Below are 21437 nucleotides of genomic sequence, written 5' to 3'. Positions count from 1 at the left end.
TCCGAGAGGCCGGGCAGGCGGGCGGATGACAGCAGGGGGCCGGTCGGTTAGCGTCTGCCGTTCGGGCCATGCGCAGGGGAGTGACCGTTTTGCTGAAAGCCGACGCCGGAGAACTGGAGGGACTGCTCGATTTCCTGCGCGCCGCCGAGCGCCTGAAGGAGACCGAGCGCCATGCCTGGACCTCCGGCGGGCGGCGGGAGAGCGTGGCCGAACACAGCTGGCGGCTGTGCCTGATGGCGATGCTGGTGGCCGACGAGTATCCGGACCTCGATTTTGCGCGCTTCATCCGCCTGTGCATCGTCCACGACCTGGGCGAGGCCATCGGCGGCGACGTGCCCGCCCCCGAGCAGGAGGACGCGCCGGGCAAGAGCGAGCGCGAGCGCCGCGATCTGGAGACCCTGGTCCGTCCGCTGGCTCCGCGGCAGCGCGAGAACATCGTCAGCCTGTGGGAGGAATACGAGGCCGGCCGCACGCCCGAGGCGCGTCTGGCGAAGGCGCTGGACAAGCTCGAGACCATCCTCCAGCACACGCAGGGGGACAATCCGCCGGGGTTCGACTACCGCTTCAACCTGGACTACGGTCACCGCTACACCTCCGACGATCCCCTCATCCTGCTGCTGCGCGAGCTGCTGGACGTCGAGACCGAGCGCCGGGCGGTGGCGGCGGAGAAAGCCGGCAGCGCCGGATTCCGTTGACACCCATCAGTCGGGTCGGACGGCTCGTCAGGGCAGCTCCCGCGCGTGGGCGCGCAGGTGGGAATTGAGGTCCATCCCGATCTTCAGCGCGATCAGCAGGACCAGTCCGGCCAGCGGCGCGTCCAGCGCGGTCAGCAGCGCGCCGCCCGTGAGGATGGTGACGTGCAGCAGCACGATGCGGCCGTAGGGCCTTGCCATCAGTTGCTTGGGCGAGGCTTCGCGGTACTCGCCCCGCAATATGAAATTGACCACGAAGGAATAGCCGTGGCTCATGACCAGCGCCAGCACGGGCCACAGCAGGTGCTCGCGCGCGATGATGTCCGTGACCCCTGCGACGTCGGGCAGGGCACCCGGATCCGCCATGTCGCCGAACAGGCTCAGCACGAAGCTGCCGTGCACGGCGGTGAACATCCCGTAATGGACACAGAAGAACGCCACCAGGAACAGCTTGCCGGCCCAGAGCACGGGTTCTGCCGGCCGCGCGGTCAGCATGCGCGCTGCGTTGAAGAAGCCGATGACGATGTTCTCGAACCAGAACAGGAACAGGATGGGGAACACGGCCCAGTCCCAGGCGAATACCCCGTACAGCGGCACGAGATTCGCCAGGATCAGTGCGACGGCCGTCGAGTCCAGCCGCCTGATGGCACGGAGCAGCTCCATGGCAGCGCATCATACCTGCGCCCGCGACGGACGAAGCGGTATGCTGTTCACGGCATGCAAAGGAGCCGCGCATGAGTGTCTGGTCGGCCCCGGCCGAGCCGGTGCCGGGAGGCAGGCGCCACACGCTGGAGGAGCGGGGCGCCCCGCTCAGCCGTGCGCGCTTCCTGGAGCGGCTCCGGGATGACGCGGAATTCGCTGCCTGGTATTCGGAGTTGCTCGCCGCCGCGCCCTGGCCGGCGTTCTTCTGGGAGAACCCGCCGCTCGCCGCCGGCGTGCTGGAGCGTGCGGCGGAGTTCGTGCTGATCGAGGCGCCGGCGCTGGCCGCGGTGCCGCCCGACGCCGAGACTTTCGCCGGCCACTTCGGCGCCGGTGACGGGGTGGTCACCTTCCCCAACCTGGGCGGCGATGCGCTGCTGGTCGTGCCCGAGCCGGCGGCCGATGCCGCGGCCGATGCCTATCCGCACCTGGCCGCATTCCTGCGCCGTGGGCCGGCCCGGCAGGTTCGTGCGCTCTGGCGCGCCACGGCGGCAGCCGTTCTCGACCGACTGGACGACTCGCCCCTCTGGCTCAGTACCTCGGGCACCGGCGTGGCCTGGCTGCACGTCCGTCTGGACCGGCGCCCCAAGTACTACCAGCACGGTCCCTACCGGAGGTCGCCGTGAGCCTTCGAGCGGCGGCCGGGGTACCAGCCATAGCAATGGCCACGGTAATTTCCGCCTCGAGCCTGCTGTTCCCCTGCGCCGCTGTTCTCGCGGCATCGCATTGCCCGTCCGCGGCGCTGGGTTACGCCGTGCTGCCTGCCGAGGACCTGTCGCTGCCGCCGGGCGCGACGGTGGCCACCCGCGAGTCGACGCTGTCGGCCTGCTTCCTGTCGGTCGAGGGCAGCCGCTCCGGGCTCGATCTGGGCATGGACTACGCCTACGTCCGCCACGAGTACGACGGTGTGGCCGGACGCGACCGGGACCTGCACCGGCTGCAGCTCCCGCTGGCCGTCCGCCGCCAGGGCGAAGACTGGCGGATCGACGCGCTGCTCGCTCCCGGCGTGGCGACCTCGTCGAACGTCTTCAAGGACTTGGGCAGCCGGGCCACCGAAGAGGATTTCCTGCTGACCGGCCGCATCGAGCTGCGGCTGCGGCACGGCCCGCGCAGCGCCTGGCTGCTCGGCGTGGCCCACGACCGCAGCCTGGGGGAGAGCCGCACGCTGCCGGTGGCCGGGCTGGAATACCGCCCGTCCGCCGCGCTCGGCCTGCGGCTCGCGTGGCCGGACCCCTCCCTGCAGCTGGCCGTCACGGAGCGCCAGTCGGTGGTGCTCGACGTTTTCCCCGCCGGCCAGCGCTGGCACGTGGTGAGCGACGAACTCGGCGCGGCATTCGACTACCGGCTGGAGGGCTGGCGTGCCCGGGCCGCCTGGAGCGTCCGGCTGGCGGACGGCCTCGCGGTGGATGTCGGCGTGGCCCGCGAGTTCGGCCGCGAACACGGCTTCATCGACGACACGGGCCGGCGCATCGACACCGCCGTGGATGCCGGCTGGGTCTTCACGCTCGGCATCCGCCTCGGCGGCATGCCGCTGCCCCGCGGCCGCGGCCCGGCGCTGCCGCGGCTCGCGCCATCGACCCCGCCCGGCAGTCCGGCTACTCTGCCGCCATGAGCGACGCGACCCGCAAAGCCCTGCTGATCGACCTGGACGGCGTCATCTACGAGGGAGAACGCGCCGTCGAAGGCGCGGTGGAGACGGTCCGCTGGATCCGCGACGAGGGCATCCCCCGCCTGTTCCTCACCAACACCACGTCCCGCCCGCGTTCGGCGCTGATCGAGAAACTCGCCGGCCTCGGCCTGGAGGCGAACGAGGACGACATACTCACGCCGCCCGTGGCGGCGGCGGCGTGGCTGGAGGAACGCGGGGTGGACACGGTGGCGGCCTTCGTCCCCGAGGCGACTGCGGCGGAGTTCTCCGCGTTCCGCCGGCTGGATGACGACGACGAGGGCCCGGCCGGTGCGGTGATCGTCGGCGATCTCGGCGAGGACTGGACCTTCGCCCGCCTGAACCGGGCGTTCCGGCTGCTGATGGCCGAGCCGCGGCCGCATCTGGTCGCCCTCGGCATGACCCGCTACTGGAAGGCCGAGGACGGCCTGCGCCTGGACACCGCGCCGTTCGTCGTGGCCCTCGCCCACGCCAGCGGGGCGGATCCTGTGGTGCTCGGCAAGCCGGCGGTGCCCTTTTTCGAGACGGCGCTTGCGAAACTCGGCAGCGCGGCCGGCGAGACCGTGATGGTCGGCGACGACCTGCGCGCCGACGTGGGCGGCGCGCAGGAGGCCGGCATCGGCGGCGTGCTCGTGCGCACCGGCAAGTATCGCGGCGAGGAGTCGACGGACGACGTACGGCCGGCCGCCGTACTCGATTCCGTCGCCGACCTGCCGGACTGGTGGCGGGGCCACTGAGCACGGTCATGGCAGAGGCGGAGAAGGAGGGGACGGCGAAGAAGGAGGGCCGCATCGCGCGCCAGCTGCGCATCGCGCGGGAGGTGCGCGCCGAGCCGCGCACGGCAATCACGCGCATCCGCGGCTGGCTGGTGGGTCTGTGGACGGCCCGCGGCGGCGGTCTCTACGGCCTCGGCGTGGTGGTGAGCTTCCTGATCCTGGAGGCGCGCATGATCGCCGACGACGTGGCCGAGAGCGCCGGCGTCACGGACTTCCTGGTCGGCGAACTCATCGAGTTCGTCTTCCGCCTGGGCTTCATGTCCGTCCTGAACGGCTTCCTCGCCCTGCTCTGGCCGCTGTGGGTGCTGGAGCGGCTGCGTTTCTGGGGCATCGGGCTGCTGGCCGCCGCCTACGGCGTATTCGAGTACGGCCTGCGCCCGCTGGTCGAGTCCCGCGTGCCGGAACTGGCCGGGGCGCGGCAGGCGAAGGCGGAGCGGCGGCGCGAGAAGCGGGAGAAGAAGGCTGAGCGGTCCCGGCGCCGCGCGGAGAAGAAGGAGCGCCGCCGCCGGGGCCTGCGGTAGGATTGAGCGGTGATGCCGCCCGATGTCATGCGCCGCCGGATAGAGGAGCAGTGAGCCGTTGAACGCCCTGACAAAGCTCGGACCGGGCCATGTCTGGTTCCGCGCCTTCAAGTACACCGTCTACTGCCTGCTGGCGCTGAACGTCTGGCTGTTCTTCCTGGACGACTACGCCGCCAGCAAGGAGGTGTTCGTCGACGGCGTCACCTGGAGCAACCTGGTGGAGGCGTTCTCGGCCACCGTCGACACGATGGCCTGGGTCGTCCTGCTGCTCCTGTTCGAGCTCGAGACGGCGGTCATCCCCGACGAGAAGCTCGAGGGCCGGCTGAAGTGGATACTGACCGCCGTGCGCGGCGTCTGCTACGCCTTCATCGTCTATGCCTTCTACGGCTATGTCAGCAAATACTTCGTCGTCACCGACCTGGTCGAGCTGGGCCGCGTGAACGTGTGCGCGCTGGCAGACAAGGGCTACGCCTGGGTGGCCACCCTGGACGAGTACCCGCGCCTGACCGCCGAGGCCTGCGCGGCCATGCAGGGCCAGCCCATCCTGCAGATCGCGGGCACGAAGATCGTGGGCACGCCGGAGCAGCTCGGACTGGCGAAGTCGCTGGCGCTGACGGACATCATCAATGCCGGGGACTGGCTCATCGTGGTGGCCCTGCTCGAAGCCGAGGTGTGGCTGCAGCTGAAAGGCCTGCTCAGCGACCGCCTGCTGGCCATCAACAAATGGATCAAGGGCTTCCTCTACGCCGTGCTGTTCGCCTGCGCCATCTACTGGGGCATCGACGGCGACTTCCTCGACTTCTGGGACGCCTTCCTGTGGCTGGTGGCCTTCATCTTCATCGAGATGAACATCTTCGAGTGGCACGAGGAGACCGAGCAGGAGGAAGCCGCGGAGGGAGCCGCCCATGCGTAATCTCCTGCGACGCCACCGCCGCCTGCTGATCGTCCTGGCGGGGCTGATCGCCGCCTGGACCCTGGCCGGCTTCTTCCTGGCCCCCTGGCTGGTCGAGCGCCAGGCGGTCAGGGCGGTGGCGGAACAGTTCGACTCCGAACTCCGCCTCGAGCGCGTGGCCATCAACCCGTATGTGCTGAGCCTCACGATAGATGGCCTGGCGCTGGACGACCCCGCGGCCGAACCGCTGGCGCGGGTGCGGCAGATCCACGTCAACTTTCAGACGAGTTCGCTGTTCCGCTGGGCCTGGACCTTCGCCGAGTTCCGCATCGATGCCCCGGAGCTGTTCGTCTCGCGGGAGGGCGACGGTGCGTTCAACTTCCGCCGCCTGCTGGAGGCCCGCCCGCCGGCGGCGGAGGAATCGCCGCCACCGGATGAAGAAGGCGGACCGCTGCGCCTCATCTTGCACGACGCCGCGGTGACCGACGCCGCCCTGCACTGGCGCGACGCGGTGCCGCCCCAGCCCGTGGAGACCCGCTTCGGGCCCGTGGACGTACGCGTCCAGGGGCTGAACACGCTGCCCGAACAGCCCGGCACCCAGCAGGTGGTGATCCGGACCGCGAGCGAAGGCACGCTCACCTGGTCGGGCAGCCTGCAGATGAACCCGTTCCGCGCCGCGGGGGAGGCGGCGATCGACGGTTCCCATTTCGAGCTGCTCTCGGCCTATATCCGCCACGAGACCGGCCTGGACATCACCGACGGCGAGGCCGACATCGACTTCACCTACAACGTCGCGACCCGGCCGGACGGCGCCCTCGGCGCGACCGTGGACGATCTCGACGTGGTCTTCAACGACGTGCGCATCCTCACCTTCCCGGCGGCGGCCGACGGCGGGCCCGGACGCGAGCCGCGGGAACTCCTGTCGGTGCCGCGGATCGCGCTGGCCGGCGGGCGCCTGCGCTGGCCCGAGCGCAGCGTGTCCGCCGGGAGTTTCGACATCGAGGGGGCCGTACTGGCGCTGCACCGGGACGCGGAGGGCACCCTGGACGTCGTGCGCAATCTGCCGGCGAGAGAAGCCGCGCCGACGGCGGAAGACGGCACCGCGAAAGACGAGACGGCGGACGACGGGACTGCGGACGAAGCGGAACCCTGGCGGCTCTCCCTCGGGCGATTCCGCATCGCCGACCTCGCGGCGAGCCTGCGCGACGAGAGCGTGGAGCCGGCCGCCGAAATGGGAGTCGACGCCGTCCAGCTGGAGATCCGTGACCTCGACAACGAGCCCGGAGCGTCCTTCCCGACGACGCTCTCGCTGCAGAGCGGCCGCGGCGGCCGCGCGGAACTGGACGGCACCCTCACGGTGCTGCCGGAACTGCTGGCAGACTTCGGCCTCGGCATCGACAGTATCCCGCTGGCCTGGAGCCACCCCTACATCCAGCCGCTCGCGGACGTCAGCCTGGACTCCGGCGTGCTCGACGCCGATGCCCGGCTGGCCACCTCCCCGGACGATCCGCTGCGTTTCGCGGGCGACGTCGCCATCCGCGACTTCCTGATCACCGAGACCGACCTCGGCACCCGGCTCGGCAGCTGGGATCGGGTGGCCGCCAGCGGCATCGTCTTCAGCCTGGCGGACCGGGATCTCGAAGTCTCCGAAGTGCGACTGGAGCGGCCCTATGGCGACATCCTCATCACCGAACAGGGGCGTGTGAACCTCGGCCGGGTGGCGAAGGGCGAGGCCGATGCCGACGCCGATGCGAGTGAGCCGGCCGGCGACGGGGCGGCCGCCGGTGAGTCCGGGCCGCCCGCGGCGGAAGGCGAGGAGCTGCCGATCCGCGTGACGGTGGGCCGGGTGGTGATCGCCGACGGTGCTGCCGACTTTGCCGACCGCTCTCTGCCGCTGCCTTTCAGCGTGAAGATCGCGGAGCTGAATGGCGAACTCTCCACGATTGCCACCGCCAGCGCCGAACCCTCCTCGGTGTCGCTGGAGGGCAAGGTGGACGAGTACGGTTTCCTGCGCATCACCGGCAGCGTCACGCCGCTGGCGCCGGCCGAGAATACGGACCTGCGCGCGGAGTTCGAGAACGTGGCCATGCCCCGCTTCTCGGCCTACTCGGTGCCGTTCGCCGGGCGCAAGATCGCTAGCGGCCGGCTGGACCTGGATCTCGGCTACCGGCTCACCGACGGAAGACTGGTCGGCGACAACAACATCGTGCTGCGGGAATTCGAGCTGGGCGAGAAGGTGGATCACCCCGACGCCATGAGCCTTCCGCTGGGACTCGCCGTGGCCCTGCTGAAGGACGCGAGCGGCACCATCGACGTGGACCTGCCCATCACCGGCGAGGTCGACGACCCCGAGTTCAGCATCGGTGGCATCGTGGCGAAGGCGCTGGGCAACCTGATCGTGAAGATCGCCACCTCCCCGTTCGCGCTGCTCGGCAACCTGCTCGGCGTGGAGGCCGGCGAGCTCGAGCAGGTCACCTTCCTGCCGGGCCGCGCCGATCTCACGCCGCCGGAGGTGGAGAAGGCGGCTAATCTGGCCGAGGCGCTGACCCTGCGTCCCCAGCTCGTACTGGAGCTGCCGCCGGTGCAGGCACCGGCGGCCGATGCGCGGGCGCTGCGCGAGGCGAAGCTGGAGGCCGCCGTGTCCGAGCGGGTGATCGGCGTCGCCGCCGAGGGAGAGGCCGCCGCCATGTATGCGGAGCGGCGCCGGGAGGCGCTGGAGGCGTTGTACCGGGAACTGGCCACCGTGGAGGATCCGCAGTCCCGGCTGGATGCGCTGCGCGCACAGAACACCCGGGTGGCGGAGACGGCCGAGGGTGAGCCTGGACAGTCTGGCGAGGCGCGTTTCGACGCCACGGCCTACGCCGCCGACCTTGCGGACGAACTCGTGCCCCTGCAGCCGCTGGAGGAGGGAGCCCTGGCGGCGCTCGCCGCCGAGCGGGCGGCGAATCTGCGCGAGACCATACTGGCCGCGGGCAGCGAGCTGGAAGGCCGGGTACTCGTGACGGAGGCGGTCGAAGCGTCGTTGACCGACAACGACCGGGTCGCCATGAAAGTGACTCTCACCGCCGACCGCCAGGCGGGCGCCGCGCAGCCGCCGCCGGAGGACGGTGCGGATCCCGGGGAACCGACCGCCGGCGGCTGATGGCGACGGGCGGGCACCGATGCCCACCGACTGCCATCGTCGGCAATGGCTCATACCGGCGCCGCCTGCGATAAAATGGGCGCTACCGAAAACACGGGGCCGTAGCTCAGCTGGGAGAGCGTCGCGTTCGCAATGCGAAGGTCGGGAGTTCGATCCTCCTCGGCTCCACCACTTCTCTCAATGCCAAGGAGGCATGTCATGCACGCGAGAACAGGCAGACTGTTCACGGTTCTGGCGATCGCCTGCAGCGTACTCGTCGCGGCCTGCGCCACCGGTCCGCAGCTGCGCACCGACTACGACCGCAGCGTCGACTTCACCCGTTACGAGACCTTCGGCTTCGCCGAGGAGCTGGGCACCGACCGGGCCGGCTATTCCTCGCTCATCACCAGCCACTTCCAGGGCGCGGTGCGCAACGAGATGGAGGGGCTCGGCTATCGCTACGTGGAAACCGACCCGGACCTGATCGTGAACTTCTACACCCGGGTGCGCGAGCGCAGCGAAGTGCGCAGCCGCCCGTCCATGACCGTGGGCGTCGGCTATTACGGCTACCGCTACGGCCTCTACACCGCCTGGCCGATGTACGAGCAGGAGGTGGACACCGTGCACTACCGGGTGGGCACCGCCAACATCGACGTGGTCGATGCCGAGCGCAGGCAGCTCATCTGGGAGGGTGTGGCCGAAGGCCGGCTCACCCGCGAGTCGCTGGAGAACCCGAAGCCCGCGATCGAGGACGTGGTGCACGACCTGTTCATGCAGTTCCCGACGCGGCAGGCATCCGACGCCGGGGAATAAGGCTCGGGCTCCGCGGCTACATGCCCTCCCGCCCGTGCGGGGCCTCGAAATCGAGGTCTGGCCCCACCGGCACGATGCGGGTGGGGTTGATGGTTTCGTGGCTCGCGTAGTAGTGCTTCTTGATGTGCTCGAAGTTCACCGTCTCCCGAATCTCCCGATACTGGTACAGGTCCCGGGTGAAGCCCCACAGGTTCGGGTATTCGGTCAGCCGGCGGACGTTGCACTTGAAGTGGCCGTGGTAGACCGGGTCGAACCGCACCAGGGTGGTGAACAGTCGGATGTCGGCCTCGGTCAGCGTGTTCCCGACCAGCCAGCGTGAGCCGGCGAGACGCTCCTCCAGCCAGTCCATGGTCTCGAACAGGGGATACACCGCCTCTTCGTAGGCCTCCTGGGTGGTGGCGAAGCCCGACTTGTACACGCCGTTGTTCAGCGTGTGATAGACGCGCTCGTTGACCGCGTCGATCTCCTCGCGCAGGGACTCCGGGTAATAGTCGCCGGGCGCCGCGCCGAGATGATCGAACGCGGAATTCAGCATGCGGATGATCTCCGACGATTCGTTGTTCACGATGGTGTCGCGCTTGCGGTCCCAGACCACCGGCACCGTCACCCGGCCGGTAAAGGTCGGGTCGGCCTTCTGGTACAGCTGGTAGAGGCGCTCCGCGTTGTGGATGGGATCCGGGATCACGCCGGGGCCGGACTCGAAAGTCCAGCCGTGCTCGGCCATGTACCAGTGGACCACCGAGACGGGGACCATGTCCTCCAGACCCTTCAGCGCACGCACGATCAGCGCGCGGTGGGCCCAGGGGCAGGCCAGTGAAACGTAGAGGTGATAGCGGTCGGGTTCCGCCGCGAAGCCGCCCTCGCCGGAGGGCCCCGGCTCGCCGTCGGCGGTGATCCAGTGTCGGTACGCCTGTTCCTGGCGCTTGAACTTCCCGCCGGTGGACTCCGTGTCGTACCACTGGTCCTTCCACTGGCCGTCTACGAGCAAACCCATTGCTGACTCCTTGCTGACTGCGTTCCTGACGGTGAGCGATGTGCGGACAAAGAGAGGCGCCGGCCGGGCCGGACCCGACCGGCGCCCCGGTGACAGTCTACTGTTTCAGGCGCGACGTGGCCGATTTCACGGCGGCGGACATCGACTGCCAGGCGCTTTCGGCGCCGGCCTTGATGTCCTCCCAGGCATCGTCGCTGGCCTCTCTCAGTGCCTCGAGCCGCTTCTTCATGTCGTCACGGCGGGACTTCAGGTCCTCGATGGCCTCGGAATAGTCCGCCTCGGCATCGGCCTGATGCCGTTTCGCCTTTGCCTGCAGCTTGTCGATCTCGGCGTTCCATTCCTCGAGCTGGGCTTCCAGCTTCTTCTGGTAGGTACTCTTGTCGGCCATGCGTAGTACTCCTTTTTCTGCGCTCCTCCCTCAGACATGGGCGCGAATACGGCGCGATCAAGGTGGCGCCCGGGGATTTACCCCAGTGTTGCGTCGAGGAACATCATCACCACGAAGCCGGCCAGCAGCGAGAAAGTGGCGATGTTCTGCAGCCCGCGCCGGTGGGTCTCCGGGATGATCTCGTCGCTGATGATGAACAGCATGGCACCGGCGGCGAAGGCCAGCGCCCAGGGCATGAGCGGTCCGGCGACGGACACTGCCGCACTGCCGAACAGCCCGCCGATCGGTTCGGCGAGACCGGTGAGGAAGGCGACCAGCCAGGACTGCAGGCGTGTGTAACCCGCACCGATCAGCGAGACGGCCACGGCCAGGCCCTCGGGCAGGTTCTGGATGCCGATACCGGTGGCGAGCGCCAGGCCGTTGTCGACGTTGCCGCCGGCGAACCCGACCCCGACGGCCATGCCCTCGGGGAAGTTGTGCAGCGTGATGGCGATGATGAACAGCCAGATCCGTTCCAGCGCCGCGGTGTCCGGGCCTTCGCGGCCGGCGAAGAAATGCTCGTGAGGTACGTAGCGATGGATGCCGGCCAGCGCCAGTGCGCCGACCAGCAGGCCCGCGATGACCACGGCGACCGCCGCCTGCCGGCCGCCGAACTCCGCCTCGCCGTAGGCAATGGCCGGCAGCAGCAGCGAGAAGAAGGAGGCCGCGAGCATGATGCCGGCAGCGAAGCTCAGCAGCAGATCCTCGGCGGCATCCGTGAGCCGGCGGACGAAGAACACGCCCACGGCACCGACGCCGGTGCCCAGCCCGGCGACGAGGCTCGCGGCGAAGCCGAACCAGACGACGTTGACGGCGGTCTCCTGCATGTGGGCTACACTCCGGTGGCCAGGGCATCGGGCCTGAAGGGCCTTCTACAGCATCGGGCCTGAAGGCCCCTTCCAAAGCATCGGGCCTGAAGGCCCCTTCCAAAGCATCGGGCCTGAAGGCCCCTTCCAAAGCATCGGGCCTGAAGGCCCTCCTACATTACACATGGCAGCTCCTACCGACGATCCCCATGCCAAACCCGTACGCGCGGCCGAGTTCCGCTTCTACGAGGAGCTGAACGATTTCCTGCCCTCCGCGCGGCGCAAGTGCAGCTTCGTCCACCGCTTCACCGACACGCCCTCGGTGAAGGACACCGTCGAGGCGCTGGGCGTGCCCCATACCGAGATCGACGTGATCCTGGTCGACGGCGAGTCCGTCGGTTTCGGCCACCGGCTGCGCGGCGGCGAGCGGGTGGCCGTCTATCCGGTGTTCGAGTGCCTCGACGTCTCGCCCCTGGTCCGGCTGCGCCCGGCGCCCCTGCGGATGACGCGCTTCATCGCCGACGTGCACCTCGGCATGCTGGCCCGCCACCTCCGCCTGCTCGGCTACGACACGGTCTGGCGCAGCGACCTCGGCGACGAGGAAATCATCGACCGCTCCCTCGCCGAGCACCGGATCATCCTCACGCGGGACATCGGCATCCTGCGCAACGGGCGGGTGATCCACGGCTACTGGCTGCGCGCCACCGAGCCGGTGGCCCAGCTCGAGGAGGTGGTCCGGGCTCTGCAGCTGGGCCCGGAGTTCGAACCTTACACCCGCTGCCTGGAGTGCAACGGCGAGTGCGTGCCGATCCGCCGCCGGGAGGCTGCACGGCAGGTCCCGCTGCAGGTATTCGTGGTCTACCGCGACTTCCGCCGCTGTACGGGTTGCGGGCGCGTCTACTGGCCGGGGTCCCACCTGGAGCGCCTGGACCGGGTCATTGAGCACGCCCGGGCCGCGGGCCCGTCGTCACGGCGGGCCTAGCGGTACTGCGGCACCACCCGCTCGAAGTAGCAGCGAGTGCCGTCGTCCAGCAGGATCGAGTTGTAGACATTCGTCGCGCCGCTGTCCGGCGTCACGAAGAGTACCTCTCCGGTCTCGGTCAGGCCGCGGCACGGCTCGGCCAGCGTCACCTCCAGCACGAGGCCGTCCTCGCCGGTGACGAGGTGCAGCGTGCGCTCGTCGACGACGTTCCAGCCGATGAACGATCCGGAGGCAACGAGTGTCGAGGGTGCCGGGCGTGCCGGCGGAGGCAGCTCCGCACCCCGTGGCCGGCCGGCCGCCGCCGCTTCGAGCGCCTCGGCCTCGTCCTTGCTCAGCTCGACGATCCGGATCGTCCAGTCCACGTCGTTGCCCGAGATGCCGATGCGGAACTCGCCGCTCTCGCGGATGAGTTTGGAGCCGGCACCGGTGCCCCGAAGCTGGGTGATGAAGCCGAGGTATTCGCTCGTCTTAGCGTCATACAGGTTGGTGTAGAACGCGGAGAGCAGGGGATGCTCGCTCCCGGCCTCCCAGTCCACCCGCCAGGGGCCCTCCACCTCGAAGCGGGGTGTCGTATCCGGCCCCGAGCCGGTGAACGCCTTCACCAGATTCTCCGCCTCGGCGGGGACGGCGAAGACGACGACGAGGAGCGCGATGACGAGTGACAGCAGCGGCCATGTCCCTGGCCGTGAGGGGGTCTTGCGCGTATTCATGTCTCCTCCCGAAACTGCCCGCGCCGGCACCGCCGCGCGCGGTGCAAACCGGTCGCTCGCGGTCTTTCCTTGCATTCATCATGCTGTGGCAGACGCCCCTGCGGCGGCAATACGTAATGCTTGCAGCCGGCCGGATCGGACGCGGTTCAGAGCAGTGATTGCTGACGTGGCAGCGGCCAGGGAGGCAGCGCCGGCAGCTCCCGCATGCCCGGCTCGCGCTGCAGCGTCTCGTGGAAGGCGCGTGCGAACGGCGGGCAATGCAGGTTGTTCGGGCAGTGGATCATCATGTAGACCTGCTGGCCGGCCCGCAGGTAGCCAGCCACCCGCCGGGACCACTCGGCGATCCAGACCTCGTTGCTGGCCGCATCGGGATGCAGCACCAGGCGCACGAAGGCGAGGCCGTTGTAGACGGTGTCCAGCACGGGCACGTCGGGTTTCTCGTGCAGCGCCTGCTGCACCTCCGGGTGCGCCGTGTCGCCCCGGTAGATGGGCCGGCTGTCCATCATGACGCGGCCACAGTCGTGTTCGGCAAGGAGGGGCTCGAGCCGCTCCGGGCGGGAGAAGAAGAGCGGGTGGCGCACCTCGATGGCGTAGCGGTAGTGGCGGGAAAGCCGGGAGAGCACGGTCTCCATGCCGGCAATCTCCGTCGGGCCGGCCGTGGCCGGGAACTGCACCAGCAGGGGTCCGATGTGGTCGCCGAGGGGCTCGATCGTCCGCAGGAAGGCGTCGAGGTCCGGCAGCGAGGGCGCCGGCTCGTGGGTGACGCTGCGGGGCAGCTTGAAGCAGAACTCGAAGTCCCGGCCGGCCACGGCCTCGCGCCAGGCGGCGACCGTTTTCTCCTCCGGAATGCGGTAGAAGGTGGTATTGCCCTCCACGGTGCCGAAGAAGCGGGCATAGTCAGCCAGCGGCGATGGGCGGGCATCCCAATAACGCCCTTTCCACCCGGGAAACGCCCAGCCCGGCAACCCGAGCCGATACTCCGGTGCCGGACCGAACTTTTGCAACTTTTCCAACTTATTCGCTCGACGGAAGTCAGTGCATGTCGCGGCCGCGGTTGCCGGCGATGATGAGTCAGCCGCCTTTCTCGGGCAAGATAACGGCCCGATCAACGCGACGAGAACAACCACGATGCCACGATGCCTCCTGCCACTGATCCTGCTGACTCTCGCTTTTCCGGTGCTCGCCGCCGCCGAGCAGCCTGCCGCCGACCGCGCACCCGGGGAGGCCGCCGAGTCGCTCGCGATCGACGCATGGCAGGCGATGCCCGGTTTCATCGATCTGTACTGGGATGAAGTCGGCGGCCGCCTGGTGCTCGGGCTGGATGCCTTCGACGAACCCTTCATCTACCAGTCCTCGCTGGCGCGGGGCGTAGGCTCCAACGACATCGGCCTGGACCGGGGCCAGCTCGGGGCGACTCGCCTTGTCGAGTTCCGCCGGGTCGGTCCCCGCGTGCTGCTGGTCCAGCACAATCTGGCCTACCGCGCGCTCGGCGGTGATGCTCCGGAGCGCGCGGCTACAGCAGAGTCCTTCGCTATCTCCGTACTGTGGGGATTCGAGGTGCTGGGCGAGCAGGACGGAGCGGTATTCGTGGACGCCACCCCGTTCCTGCTCCGCGACGCTCACGGCATCGCCCGCCGCCTGGCGGACATGGAGGAGGGCACCTACGCGGTGGATGCCGCCCGCTCGGCTGTTTATCTGCCACGCACCAAGGCCTTCCCGGACAACAGCGAGGCCGAGGCCATGGTCACGTTCACCGGCAAGCCCGAGGGAGAGTTGCTGCCCACCGTCGCACCGGATCCGACCAGCTTCACCGTGCACCTGCATCATTCCTTCGTGCGGCTGCCGCCGCCGGGTTACGAGCCGCTGCCTTACGATCCCCGCGGCGGCATCATCGGTCTGAGTTACGGCAACGACGGCTTCGTGGACTACGCCTCCGACATCGGCGACCCCCTGCTTGTGAACTTCGGAAGACGTCACCGGCTGGCGAAGAAGGATCCGGCCGCACCGATGAGCGAGCCGGTCGCCCCGATCGTCTACTACGTCGATCGGGGCGCGCCGGAGCCCGTACGCAGCGCCCTGATCGACGGCGCACGGTGGTGGAACCAGGCCTTCGAGGCGGCGGGTTACCGCGACGCCTTCCGCGTGGAACTGCTGCCGGAGGATGCCGACCCCCTGGACGTGCGCTACAACGTCATCCAGTGGGTCCACCGCTCCACCCGCGGCTGGTCCTACGGCGCCTCGGTCCTCGATCCGCGCACCGGCGAGATCATCAAGGGCCATGTCACCCTCGGCTCGCTGCGCGTACGCCAGGACTACCTCCTCGCGGAGGGCCTGCTCGCCCCGTATGAGGTGCCGGACCGAACTTTTGAGACTTTTCCAACTTATTCCCCGGACGACGACCCCATGCTCGCCATGGCCCTCGCCCGCATCCGTCAGCTCTCCGCCCACGAAGTCGGCCACACCCTCGGCATCGAGCACAACTTCGCCGCCAGCACCCAGGACCGCGCCTCGGTCATGGACTACCCCTTCCCGCTGATCCGCCTCACCGAAGAGGGCGACATCGATCTCTCCGCCGCCTACGACACCGGCATCGGCGAATGGGACGAGCGCGTCATCCTCTATGCCTACCAGGACTTCCCCCCAGGCATCGACGCCGCAGCCGAACGCGACCGCATCCTGGCGGAGACCGCCGCCCGCTACGCCTACGTCGCCGACGAGGACGCCCGCGGCACCGGCACCGCGCACCCGGACGGCAACCTCTGGGACAACGGCGCCGACGCCATCGCCGAACTCGAGCACCTCCTGCGCGTCCGCGAGGTTGTTCTCGAGCGCTTCGGCGAGCGCAATATTCGCCCCGGCCGTCCCTGGGCGACGCTGGAGGAGGTGCTCGTGCCGATGTACCTCCTGCACCGCTACCAGATCCGCGCGGTCTCCAAACTCATCGGCGGCCGATACTTCGACTATGCGCTCCGCGGCGACGGCCGGCGCATCACCGCCGGCGTGCCCGCGCCGCGCCAGCGCGCCGCCATCGACGCCCTCATCGCATTGCTCGACCCCGCCGTCCTGCGCCTGCCGGAGCGCATCGTCGAGCTGATCCCGCCCCGGCCGCCCGGCTACGCCCCCAACCGCGAGCTGTTCCCCCGCGAGACCGGCAACACCTTCGATCCCGCGGGGCCGGCCGAAAGCGCCGCAGCCCTCACCCTGGCCGCGCTGCTCGACCCCGCCCGCGCCGCCCGCCTCGAGCGTCAGCACGCCGCGGACGCGGACCTGCCCGGCTTCGCCGAACTGGTCGACGCCTTGCTGGCAGGTACCTGGTACGCCGAGCGCCGCGATCGGATGGAGGGCCTCATCCTCCGCCGCACCAATCGCCAGACCCTGCACGCCCTCATGCGCCTGGCCGCCGACGATGAAACCGACCCCGCCGTGCGCATGCTCGCCACCGGCGCTATAGACAAACTCGACGACTGGCTCGAAGACCGACTGGAAGGGCGCATCGATGGGCGCTGGCGGGCCGCCTACACCGCCGCCCGTCAGGACATCGAGCGATTCGGCGCCGACCCGTCCTACGTGGAACAGCTACCCGAGACCACCGTGCCGCCGGGCTCGCCCATCGGCGACGGCTACTGACCGGTTCGGACGCTCAGGACAGCCGGAGTCCGTACTCGGCTTCCAGCCGGGTGTGATTCGACCAGAACGAGGGCGACGGGCCACTGCCCGCCAGCGCCGCCAGTATGTCGAGGTGGGCATGCCAGCCGGCGGCGGCTCCGAGCAGGTCGCCGCGCGCGGCCAGTCCGGTCTCCGTCAGTCTCAGCAGCGTCTCGCTGCCCCTTGCCTCCAGCTCGAACGTCACGATGCTCGGCGGCCCCTGATCCGACGGCCACTCGAGGACCAGTCGCGACGGTGCGTCCACCTCCAGCACGCGGCCCTCGAGCCGAACCTCCGCGGACAGGGACCGGTACTTCTCCGGCGGCTCGTCGCCGGGCCGGCAGAGATTCCCGTTCCGGAACAGGAACTCGGCCCGGCCTCCCGCGCGCAGTTCGAACTCGCCGTCCGCAAGCCAACGCGAGCGCTTCTCCCCATTCACCAGATACTCCCAGACCACATCGGCCGGCGCCCTCAGCAGCCGCTCGAAGCGGATGCACCCCGGTGCATGGCATTCACCGTACTCGTTCATGCTTCATTCCCCCGTGTCGTGCCCGTCCGCGGCGATCGCCTCTTCCAGGGCATCCAGCCGTCCGGCCCAGAACCGCCGCCGCTCCTCTATCCATGCCGCGGCCGCATCCAGCGGCGCGGGATCCAGCGACAGAAAATGCTCGCGCCCGGCGCGCCGCCGCCGCACCAGCCCGGCCCGCTCCAGCAGCCGGATGTGCTTGGAGACGGAGTTGAGCGAGATGTCGAACGGCTGGGCCAGGTCGGTCACCCGCGCCTCGCCCGCCTCGAGCCGCTCAAGGATGCGTCTTCGCACCGGGTCGGCGAGGGCGATCATCGTATTGTCCAGAAGGTCATTGGTCCGCATGGCAATCATTAATACTTTTAGGTGAAGAATAGAGGTAGCACCCGACTGCGTCAAGGCCGGCGTGCCACCGCCGCTTTGCTATCCTGCCGACTCCGCTGACTGTGGGAGCCGCACCATGACCGGATACATCGACCCGGAACGCGACCAGTTCGACGCCTTCAAGAATCTGCCCCGGGATCAACCCATACTGATGCTGAACTTCCTGCGCTTCCGCGACAAAGCCGCCTATGCGGACGGCCGCGAGGCCACCGGCGCCGAGGCCTATGCTGCCTACGGCCGGGACAGCGGCCCCATCTTCCAACGCGTCGGCGGCGAGATCGTCTGGCGGGCGAAGCCGGAGCTGATGGTGATCGGCCCCTCGGACAAGCACTGGGATCTGGTGTTCGTGGCTCGCTATCCGACGGCCGGCGCCTTCCTCGAGATGGTCACCGACCCGGACTACCAGAAGGCCGTGAAGCACCGCCAGGCCGCGGTGGCCGACAGCCGGCTCATCCGCATGAGCGAGGCGGACGAGGGCGAGGGCTTCGGCGGCTGATCCACCGGGGCTGCTTCCCAGGGAATGCTTCCCAGGGACTGCTTGAGACGGCCTGCGTTACAGGGCCCGGGCGATCACGATGCCGCCCGTCGCCACCATGCACGCCAGCTGCACAAGAAAGAACGCGAATCGCGGCCCCGCGGTGAACTCGCCGGGCTTCGTGCCGATGTGCAGCAGCGTCCAACCGGCGAAGGCGAGCAATACCCATACGGGGACAGTCATGGTCGGAATCCTGTGGCTTGCGGATACATGCCCGCGGGCTAACATCCGGCGCCGGCCCCGCTTGACCCGCCCGGCGACGCGGCGTTAGCCTCGGGTCATACACACGTAAATCCGCGTAATCCGTCGCGGGACTTACCTGCCCAGGCGCGGTTCCCGTGACGCGCGGGGGAGAAACTCAAATGCCTTATCACCTGGAAGGTGACCTCCTCGAGGTCTGCACCTGCGAAACGCTGTGTCCGTGCTGGGTGGGCGAGAACCCGGACGGCGGCACCTGCGACTCCTCGCTGGCCTACCACATCCGCAGCGGCGAGATCGACCGCGTGGACGTCTCCGGCCTGACCTGGGTCGGCGTGGTCCACATCCCCGGCAACGTGTTCGACGGCAACTGGCGGGAGATCGCGTATCTGAACGACACCGCCACCGACGAGCAGGAGGCCGCGCTGCGCCGCGTCTTCCTCGGCGAAGCCGGCGGGCCCATCGCCGACCTCGCGCAACTGGTCAGCGAGCTCATCGACGTCCGCCGGGCGCCCATCGTCTGCGACGTGGAAGAGGGCAAGGGCCGGTTCAGCATCGGTGACGTCGTCGAAGCGGATCTCGAGCCCTACGTGGGCCCGAGCGGCGAGCCGACCAAGCTGGTGGGTTCCGTCTTCTCGACCATCCCGGGCTCGCCTGCCTACGTCGGCAAGGCGACCCGCTACCGCCAGAAGAGCGAGGAGCTGGGCCAGGACATCGATATCTCCGGCCACAACGCGATATCCGGCCCGTTCGTGTTCGACTACGACGAGGCCGCCTGACCCGGCGGCAGAGCGCGCCGTCCCGCGGCCGGGCGCCGCGGCAGGGTCGTCGCATGAACCCGAACACCCGCTATCAGAGCTGGCTCGCGGTCTCGCTCGGCGGGACCGTCGCGGCGGCATGGGCGCTGCTGTGGTGGCTGGAACGGACTCCCTGGGGCGCCCTGTTCCACGCCCACGGCGGCGCGCACGCCCATGCCGGCCACGCCCTGCCGCTGCCAGTGACGGCTGCGGCATTCGTGGTGGGCTGGACGCTCATGACGGTGGCCATGATGCTGCCGAGCACGTTCCCCCTGGTGGAGATATTCCGACGGCTGGTGCGCCGCCGCCGGCACGCGCCGGCCCTGGTCGGCGTCTTCACCGTCGGCTATCTGGTCGTGTGGGCGATTCTCGGCGCGCTCGTCTTTGCCGCGGGCCGGGCGTTCGGCCTGCTGGAGCTGCCGCTCCCGGCCTGGGCGCCCGCCGCCGGCCTGTTTGTGCTGGCCGGCGCCTTCCAGTTCTCGGCGCTGAAGTACCGCTGCCTGGAGCAGTGCCGTGCCCCGCTGGGCTTTGTGCTTTCGCGCTGGAGCGCGAACGCGGGAGACGTGCGTCGGGCTTGGCGCATCGGCGTCGATCACGGCCTGTTCTGCGCCGGCTGCTGCTGGGCGCTGATGCTGCTCATGTTCGCCGCGGCCAGCGCGAATCTCCTGTGGATGTTCGTGCTCGGGCTGATCATGGCAGTGGAGAAGAACGCGAGCTGGGGCCGGCGCATCGGCGAGCCGCTGGGGGCGGTGCTGCTGCTCGCCGGCGGAGGCATCGCCGCCGCCGGCCTTGCGGGTTCCTGAGCGCCACCCGCGTCATCCCCTTATTCCCCGGCGCTCTTTCCCTGCCTACAGTCTCACAAGGGAAGCAACGTCTCGGGGGAAGCATGAAACAGCGATTCCGCTTCTGCCTGCTCGCACTATTTGCTCTGCCGGCTCTGGCAACGGCCAGGCCCGACGCGGTGGATGCCTGCGCCGAATGCCACGGCGCGGATGGCATGGGCAAGGGTGATCCCATGATTCCCGTGCTCGCCGGCATACCCGCCGGACACATCGAGGAGGCCGTCTTCGCCTACATCGACGGCGCACGGCGCTGCGTGCGGGAGCCGAAGATGTGCGAGACGGTGGCAGAGCTCGACGAGGACACGGTGTTCGCCATCGCCAACTACTACGGCGCCAAGGAGCGCCAGGCGCTCGACCAGACCTTCGACGAGGCACTGGCCGAGGAGGGCGCCGCGCTGCACCGCCAGCACTGCGGGGCCTGCCATGCACGGCCGGACAGCAGGCAGGCGGACTTCGCCATCTGCATACCGCTGCACGGTCAGCGCAGGGAATATCTGCGCTTCGCCATCGAGGCCTATCTCGCCGGCGATCGGGAGGCCCTGCTGCCGGCCATGGCCCACGAACTGGCCGAGCTCGAGCCGGGCGACATCGGCGCGCTGGTGAACTACTACGCCAGCTACCGGCCCGCCGACGCGGCGGAGTAGGCCCTCGGGGAACAGCCCGTTGCGGGACTTCGTGATCATGCTGCTTTGCACCACCGGTGCAGGCACCTGCATCGTCGTCGGCGGTCTTTTCGCCCGGCTGGAGCGTATCCGGCCGCAATGGCTAGAGCGGGAATTCCGCCACGGCGTGATCGCGTTCGGCGGCGGCGTACTCGTCTCCGCCGTGGCTCTGGTCCTCGTGCCGGAGGGCAGCCACTACACGGATTCGGCGGTGCTGTCCTGCGCGGCCTTTCTCGCCGGCGGCGGCGTCTTCTTCGCCGTCGAGCGCTATCTCGGACTACGCCGCCGTGAGTCCCCTCAGCTGAGCGCGATGCTCATGGACTACCTGCCGGAGTCCCTCGCGCTGGGCGGGATGTTCGCCACGGGCGCCGGCGCCGCACCGCTGCTGGCACTGCTCATCGGTCTGCAGAACCTGCCGGAGGGCTTCAACGCCTACCGGGAGCTGGCAGCTGCCGGCAAGTCGGGCCCGGAGCGTACCCTGCTGAAAATGGCCTGGCTCACCTTGCTGGGCCCGGCGGTAGGCCTGCTCGGCTGGTACTGGGGCCCGGATTATCCGGTAGCGCTGGGCGCGGTGATGCTGTTCGCCGCCGGGGGGATACTCTATCTGCTGTTCCAGGATATCGCGCCCCAGTCCCGTCTCGAGCGTCACTGGGGCCCCACGCTCGGCGCCGTGCTCGGTTTCGCACTCGGCATGCTCGGCCAGCTTCTGGTGGAGGGGAGCTGACCGGGGCATGCGGCCGGCCGCACCT

24 protein-coding genes and 1 tRNA gene are annotated in these 21437 nt (G+C 69.2%); 16 read left to right on the top strand and 9 right to left on the bottom strand.

Features of this window, described 5'->3' with window-relative positions; translation table 11 throughout:
* Window positions 1-89 precede the first annotated feature (89 nt).
* Entirely contained in the window at window positions 90-695 is a 606-nt protein-coding gene (locus ACJMKX_RS14875; protein WP_405227123.1) for an HD domain-containing protein, read from the top strand.
* A gap of 27 nt (window positions 696-722) precedes the next feature.
* Here the strand turns inward: ACJMKX_RS14875 and ACJMKX_RS14870 are convergent, their stop codons facing one another.
* Window positions 723-1355, bottom strand: coding sequence for a DUF6498-containing protein (locus ACJMKX_RS14870; protein ID WP_405227120.1), 633 nt, complete (start codon window positions 1353-1355; stop codon window positions 723-725).
* A gap of 71 nt (window positions 1356-1426) precedes the next feature.
* Here ACJMKX_RS14870 and ACJMKX_RS14865 point away from each other — a divergent pair, with 71 nt between their 5' ends.
* The 8 genes from ACJMKX_RS14865 (at window position 1427) to ACJMKX_RS14830 (ending at window position 9180) form a co-directional block, all read left to right on the top strand.
* On the top strand, window positions 1427-2017 hold the full coding sequence (locus ACJMKX_RS14865; protein WP_405227117.1) for a DUF6940 family protein: 591 nt from the start codon (window positions 1427-1429) through the stop codon (window positions 2015-2017).
* 35 nt (window positions 2018-2052) lie between these two features.
* Complete coding sequence (locus ACJMKX_RS14860; RefSeq protein WP_405227115.1) at window positions 2053-3003, top strand: hypothetical protein; 951 nt, start codon at window positions 2053-2055, stop codon at window positions 3001-3003.
* On the top strand, window positions 3000-3794 hold the full coding sequence (locus ACJMKX_RS14855) for a TIGR01458 family HAD-type hydrolase (protein WP_405227112.1): 795 nt from the start codon (window positions 3000-3002) through the stop codon (window positions 3792-3794). The genes ACJMKX_RS14860 and ACJMKX_RS14855 overlap by 4 nt, the downstream gene beginning before the upstream one ends.
* Window positions 3795-3802: 8 nt before the next feature.
* Complete coding sequence (locus tag ACJMKX_RS14850) at window positions 3803-4354, top strand: hypothetical protein (RefSeq protein WP_405227109.1); 552 nt, start codon at window positions 3803-3805, stop codon at window positions 4352-4354.
* 58 nt (window positions 4355-4412) lie between these two features.
* A complete protein-coding gene (locus ACJMKX_RS14845) occupies window positions 4413-5267 on the top strand; it encodes a hypothetical protein (RefSeq protein ID WP_405227106.1) in 855 nt (284 codons plus the stop codon).
* Window positions 5260-8388 (top strand): DUF748 domain-containing protein, encoded by a 3129-nt coding sequence (locus ACJMKX_RS14840; protein ID WP_405227103.1) that lies wholly within the window; start codon window positions 5260-5262, stop codon window positions 8386-8388. Before ACJMKX_RS14845 ends, ACJMKX_RS14840 begins: the two co-directional genes overlap by 8 nt.
* A 95-nt stretch (window positions 8389-8483) precedes the next feature.
* A tRNA-Ala gene (locus tag ACJMKX_RS14835) sits at window positions 8484-8559 on the top strand.
* A 27-nt stretch (window positions 8560-8586) separates the two neighbouring features.
* The gene (locus tag ACJMKX_RS14830; protein WP_405227101.1) at window positions 8587-9180 is read left to right on the top strand and encodes a DUF4136 domain-containing protein; all 594 of its coding nucleotides are present in this window, start codon (window positions 8587-8589) and stop codon (window positions 9178-9180) included.
* 16 nt (window positions 9181-9196) lie between these two features.
* Here the strand turns inward: ACJMKX_RS14830 and ACJMKX_RS14825 are convergent, their stop codons facing one another.
* The 3 genes from ACJMKX_RS14825 to ACJMKX_RS14815 form a co-directional block, all read right to left on the bottom strand.
* A complete protein-coding gene (locus ACJMKX_RS14825) occupies window positions 9197-10174 on the bottom strand; it encodes a glutathione S-transferase family protein (RefSeq protein ID WP_405227098.1) in 978 nt (325 codons plus the stop codon).
* A 97-nt stretch (window positions 10175-10271) separates the two neighbouring features.
* Entirely contained in the window at window positions 10272-10562 is a 291-nt protein-coding gene (locus ACJMKX_RS14820; protein ID WP_405227095.1) for a sll1863 family stress response protein, read from the bottom strand.
* A gap of 77 nt (window positions 10563-10639) precedes the next feature.
* Entirely contained in the window at window positions 10640-11428 is a 789-nt protein-coding gene (locus ACJMKX_RS14815) for a ZIP family metal transporter (RefSeq protein WP_405227092.1), read from the bottom strand.
* 163 nt (window positions 11429-11591) lie between these two features.
* Here ACJMKX_RS14815 and ACJMKX_RS14810 point away from each other — a divergent pair, with 163 nt between their 5' ends.
* On the top strand, window positions 11592-12389 hold the full coding sequence (locus tag ACJMKX_RS14810) for a Mut7-C RNAse domain-containing protein (RefSeq protein ID WP_405227090.1): 798 nt from the start codon (window positions 11592-11594) through the stop codon (window positions 12387-12389).
* On the opposite strand, the gene ACJMKX_RS14805 is transcribed toward ACJMKX_RS14810, so the two are convergent.
* Both ACJMKX_RS14805 and ACJMKX_RS14800 read right to left on the bottom strand, forming a co-directional pair.
* Window positions 12386-13099 carry a hypothetical protein gene (locus tag ACJMKX_RS14805; protein WP_405227087.1) on the bottom strand — a complete coding sequence of 238 codons (714 nt, stop codon included), beginning with the start codon at window positions 13097-13099 and terminating at the stop codon, window positions 12386-12388. The two genes, ACJMKX_RS14810 and ACJMKX_RS14805, sit on opposite strands and share 4 nt — an antisense overlap.
* A 146-nt stretch (window positions 13100-13245) precedes the next feature.
* Entirely contained in the window at window positions 13246-14112 is an 867-nt protein-coding gene (locus tag ACJMKX_RS14800; protein ID WP_405227084.1) for a DUF72 domain-containing protein, read from the bottom strand.
* A gap of 115 nt (window positions 14113-14227) precedes the next feature.
* Here ACJMKX_RS14800 and ACJMKX_RS14795 point away from each other — a divergent pair, with 115 nt between their 5' ends.
* Window positions 14228-16726, top strand: coding sequence for a zinc-dependent metalloprotease (locus ACJMKX_RS14795; RefSeq protein WP_405227081.1), 2499 nt, complete (start codon window positions 14228-14230; stop codon window positions 16724-16726).
* Window positions 16727-16739: 13 nt separating this feature from the next.
* On the opposite strand, the gene ACJMKX_RS14790 is transcribed toward ACJMKX_RS14795, so the two are convergent.
* Window positions 16740-17273 carry an SRPBCC family protein gene (locus ACJMKX_RS14790; protein ID WP_405227078.1) on the bottom strand — a complete coding sequence of 178 codons (534 nt, stop codon included), beginning with the start codon at window positions 17271-17273 and terminating at the stop codon, window positions 16740-16742.
* 3 nt (window positions 17274-17276) lie between these two features.
* On the bottom strand, window positions 17277-17615 hold the full coding sequence (locus ACJMKX_RS14785; protein ID WP_405227075.1) for an ArsR/SmtB family transcription factor: 339 nt from the start codon (window positions 17613-17615) through the stop codon (window positions 17277-17279).
* 115 nt (window positions 17616-17730) lie between these two features.
* On the opposite strand from ACJMKX_RS14785, the gene ACJMKX_RS14780 reads away from it, so the two are divergent.
* Complete coding sequence (locus ACJMKX_RS14780; protein ID WP_405227072.1) at window positions 17731-18150, top strand: DUF1330 domain-containing protein; 420 nt, start codon at window positions 17731-17733, stop codon at window positions 18148-18150.
* A 57-nt stretch (window positions 18151-18207) separates the two neighbouring features.
* Here ACJMKX_RS14780 and ACJMKX_RS14775 read toward each other — a convergent pair whose 3' ends face one another.
* Window positions 18208-18372 carry a hypothetical protein gene (locus ACJMKX_RS14775; protein WP_405227069.1) on the bottom strand — a complete coding sequence of 55 codons (165 nt, stop codon included), beginning with the start codon at window positions 18370-18372 and terminating at the stop codon, window positions 18208-18210.
* Window positions 18373-18551: 179 nt separating this feature from the next.
* Here ACJMKX_RS14775 and ACJMKX_RS14770 point away from each other — a divergent pair, with 179 nt between their 5' ends.
* From ACJMKX_RS14770 to ACJMKX_RS14755, 4 genes are all read left to right on the top strand, one after another.
* Complete coding sequence (locus ACJMKX_RS14770; protein ID WP_405227066.1) at window positions 18552-19166, top strand: DUF1326 domain-containing protein; 615 nt, start codon at window positions 18552-18554, stop codon at window positions 19164-19166.
* A gap of 53 nt (window positions 19167-19219) precedes the next feature.
* The gene (locus tag ACJMKX_RS14765; protein ID WP_405227063.1) at window positions 19220-19987 is read left to right on the top strand and encodes a DUF2182 domain-containing protein; all 768 of its coding nucleotides are present in this window, start codon (window positions 19220-19222) and stop codon (window positions 19985-19987) included.
* Window positions 19988-20070: 83 nt separating this feature from the next.
* On the top strand, window positions 20071-20670 hold the full coding sequence (locus tag ACJMKX_RS14760) for a c-type cytochrome (RefSeq protein WP_405227061.1): 600 nt from the start codon (window positions 20071-20073) through the stop codon (window positions 20668-20670).
* 37 nt (window positions 20671-20707) lie between these two features.
* On the top strand, window positions 20708-21412 hold the full coding sequence (locus tag ACJMKX_RS14755) for a ZIP family metal transporter (protein WP_405227058.1): 705 nt from the start codon (window positions 20708-20710) through the stop codon (window positions 21410-21412).
* Window positions 21413-21437: the final 25 nt, after the last annotated feature.

It is taken from the genome of Lentisalinibacter sediminis, from assembly GCF_040706615.1.
Taxonomy (GTDB): Bacteria; Pseudomonadota; Gammaproteobacteria; order Steroidobacterales; family Woeseiaceae; genus Lentisalinibacter; species Lentisalinibacter sediminis.
The sequence above is the reverse complement of the archived record's forward strand: the minus strand, read 5'-3'. Positions and strand labels throughout refer to the sequence as shown.

What these genes read in the sequence shown, in the direction of transcription:
- ACJMKX_RS14870 (WP_405227120.1), bottom strand. Translation starts at nt 1,355, where the DNA reads ATGGAGCTGCTCCGTGCCATCAGGCGGCTGGACTCGACGGCCGTCGCA.
- ACJMKX_RS14865 (WP_405227117.1), top strand. Translation starts at nt 1,427, where the DNA reads ATGAGTGTCTGGTCGGCCCCGGCCGAGCCGGTGCCGGGAGGCAGGCGC.
- ACJMKX_RS14860 (WP_405227115.1), top strand. Translation starts at nt 2,053, where the DNA reads ATGGCCACGGTAATTTCCGCCTCGAGCCTGCTGTTCCCCTGCGCCGCT.
- ACJMKX_RS14855 (WP_405227112.1), top strand. Translation starts at nt 3,000, where the DNA reads ATGAGCGACGCGACCCGCAAAGCCCTGCTGATCGACCTGGACGGCGTC.
- ACJMKX_RS14850 (WP_405227109.1), top strand. Translation starts at nt 3,803, where the DNA reads ATGGCAGAGGCGGAGAAGGAGGGGACGGCGAAGAAGGAGGGCCGCATC.
- ACJMKX_RS14840 (WP_405227103.1), top strand. Translation starts at nt 5,260, where the DNA reads ATGCGTAATCTCCTGCGACGCCACCGCCGCCTGCTGATCGTCCTGGCG.
- ACJMKX_RS14830 (WP_405227101.1), top strand. Translation starts at nt 8,587, where the DNA reads ATGCACGCGAGAACAGGCAGACTGTTCACGGTTCTGGCGATCGCCTGC.
- ACJMKX_RS14825 (WP_405227098.1), bottom strand. Translation starts at nt 10,174, where the DNA reads ATGGGTTTGCTCGTAGACGGCCAGTGGAAGGACCAGTGGTACGACACG.
- ACJMKX_RS14820 (WP_405227095.1), bottom strand. Translation starts at nt 10,562, where the DNA reads ATGGCCGACAAGAGTACCTACCAGAAGAAGCTGGAAGCCCAGCTCGAG.
- ACJMKX_RS14815 (WP_405227092.1), bottom strand. Translation starts at nt 11,428, where the DNA reads ATGCAGGAGACCGCCGTCAACGTCGTCTGGTTCGGCTTCGCCGCGAGC.
- ACJMKX_RS14810 (WP_405227090.1), top strand. Translation starts at nt 11,592, where the DNA reads ATGGCAGCTCCTACCGACGATCCCCATGCCAAACCCGTACGCGCGGCC.
- ACJMKX_RS14805 (WP_405227087.1), bottom strand. Translation starts at nt 13,099, where the DNA reads ATGAATACGCGCAAGACCCCCTCACGGCCAGGGACATGGCCGCTGCTG.
- ACJMKX_RS14795 (WP_405227081.1), top strand. Translation starts at nt 14,228, where the DNA reads ATGCCACGATGCCTCCTGCCACTGATCCTGCTGACTCTCGCTTTTCCG.
- ACJMKX_RS14790 (WP_405227078.1), bottom strand. Translation starts at nt 17,273, where the DNA reads ATGAACGAGTACGGTGAATGCCATGCACCGGGGTGCATCCGCTTCGAG.
- ACJMKX_RS14785 (WP_405227075.1), bottom strand. Translation starts at nt 17,615, where the DNA reads ATGCGGACCAATGACCTTCTGGACAATACGATGATCGCCCTCGCCGAC.
- ACJMKX_RS14780 (WP_405227072.1), top strand. Translation starts at nt 17,731, where the DNA reads ATGACCGGATACATCGACCCGGAACGCGACCAGTTCGACGCCTTCAAG.
- ACJMKX_RS14775 (WP_405227069.1), bottom strand. Translation starts at nt 18,372, where the DNA reads ATGACTGTCCCCGTATGGGTATTGCTCGCCTTCGCCGGTTGGACGCTG.
- ACJMKX_RS14770 (WP_405227066.1), top strand. Translation starts at nt 18,552, where the DNA reads ATGCCTTATCACCTGGAAGGTGACCTCCTCGAGGTCTGCACCTGCGAA.
- ACJMKX_RS14765 (WP_405227063.1), top strand. Translation starts at nt 19,220, where the DNA reads ATGAACCCGAACACCCGCTATCAGAGCTGGCTCGCGGTCTCGCTCGGC.
- ACJMKX_RS14760 (WP_405227061.1), top strand. Translation starts at nt 20,071, where the DNA reads ATGAAACAGCGATTCCGCTTCTGCCTGCTCGCACTATTTGCTCTGCCG.
- ACJMKX_RS14755 (WP_405227058.1), top strand. Translation starts at nt 20,708, where the DNA reads ATGCTGCTTTGCACCACCGGTGCAGGCACCTGCATCGTCGTCGGCGGT.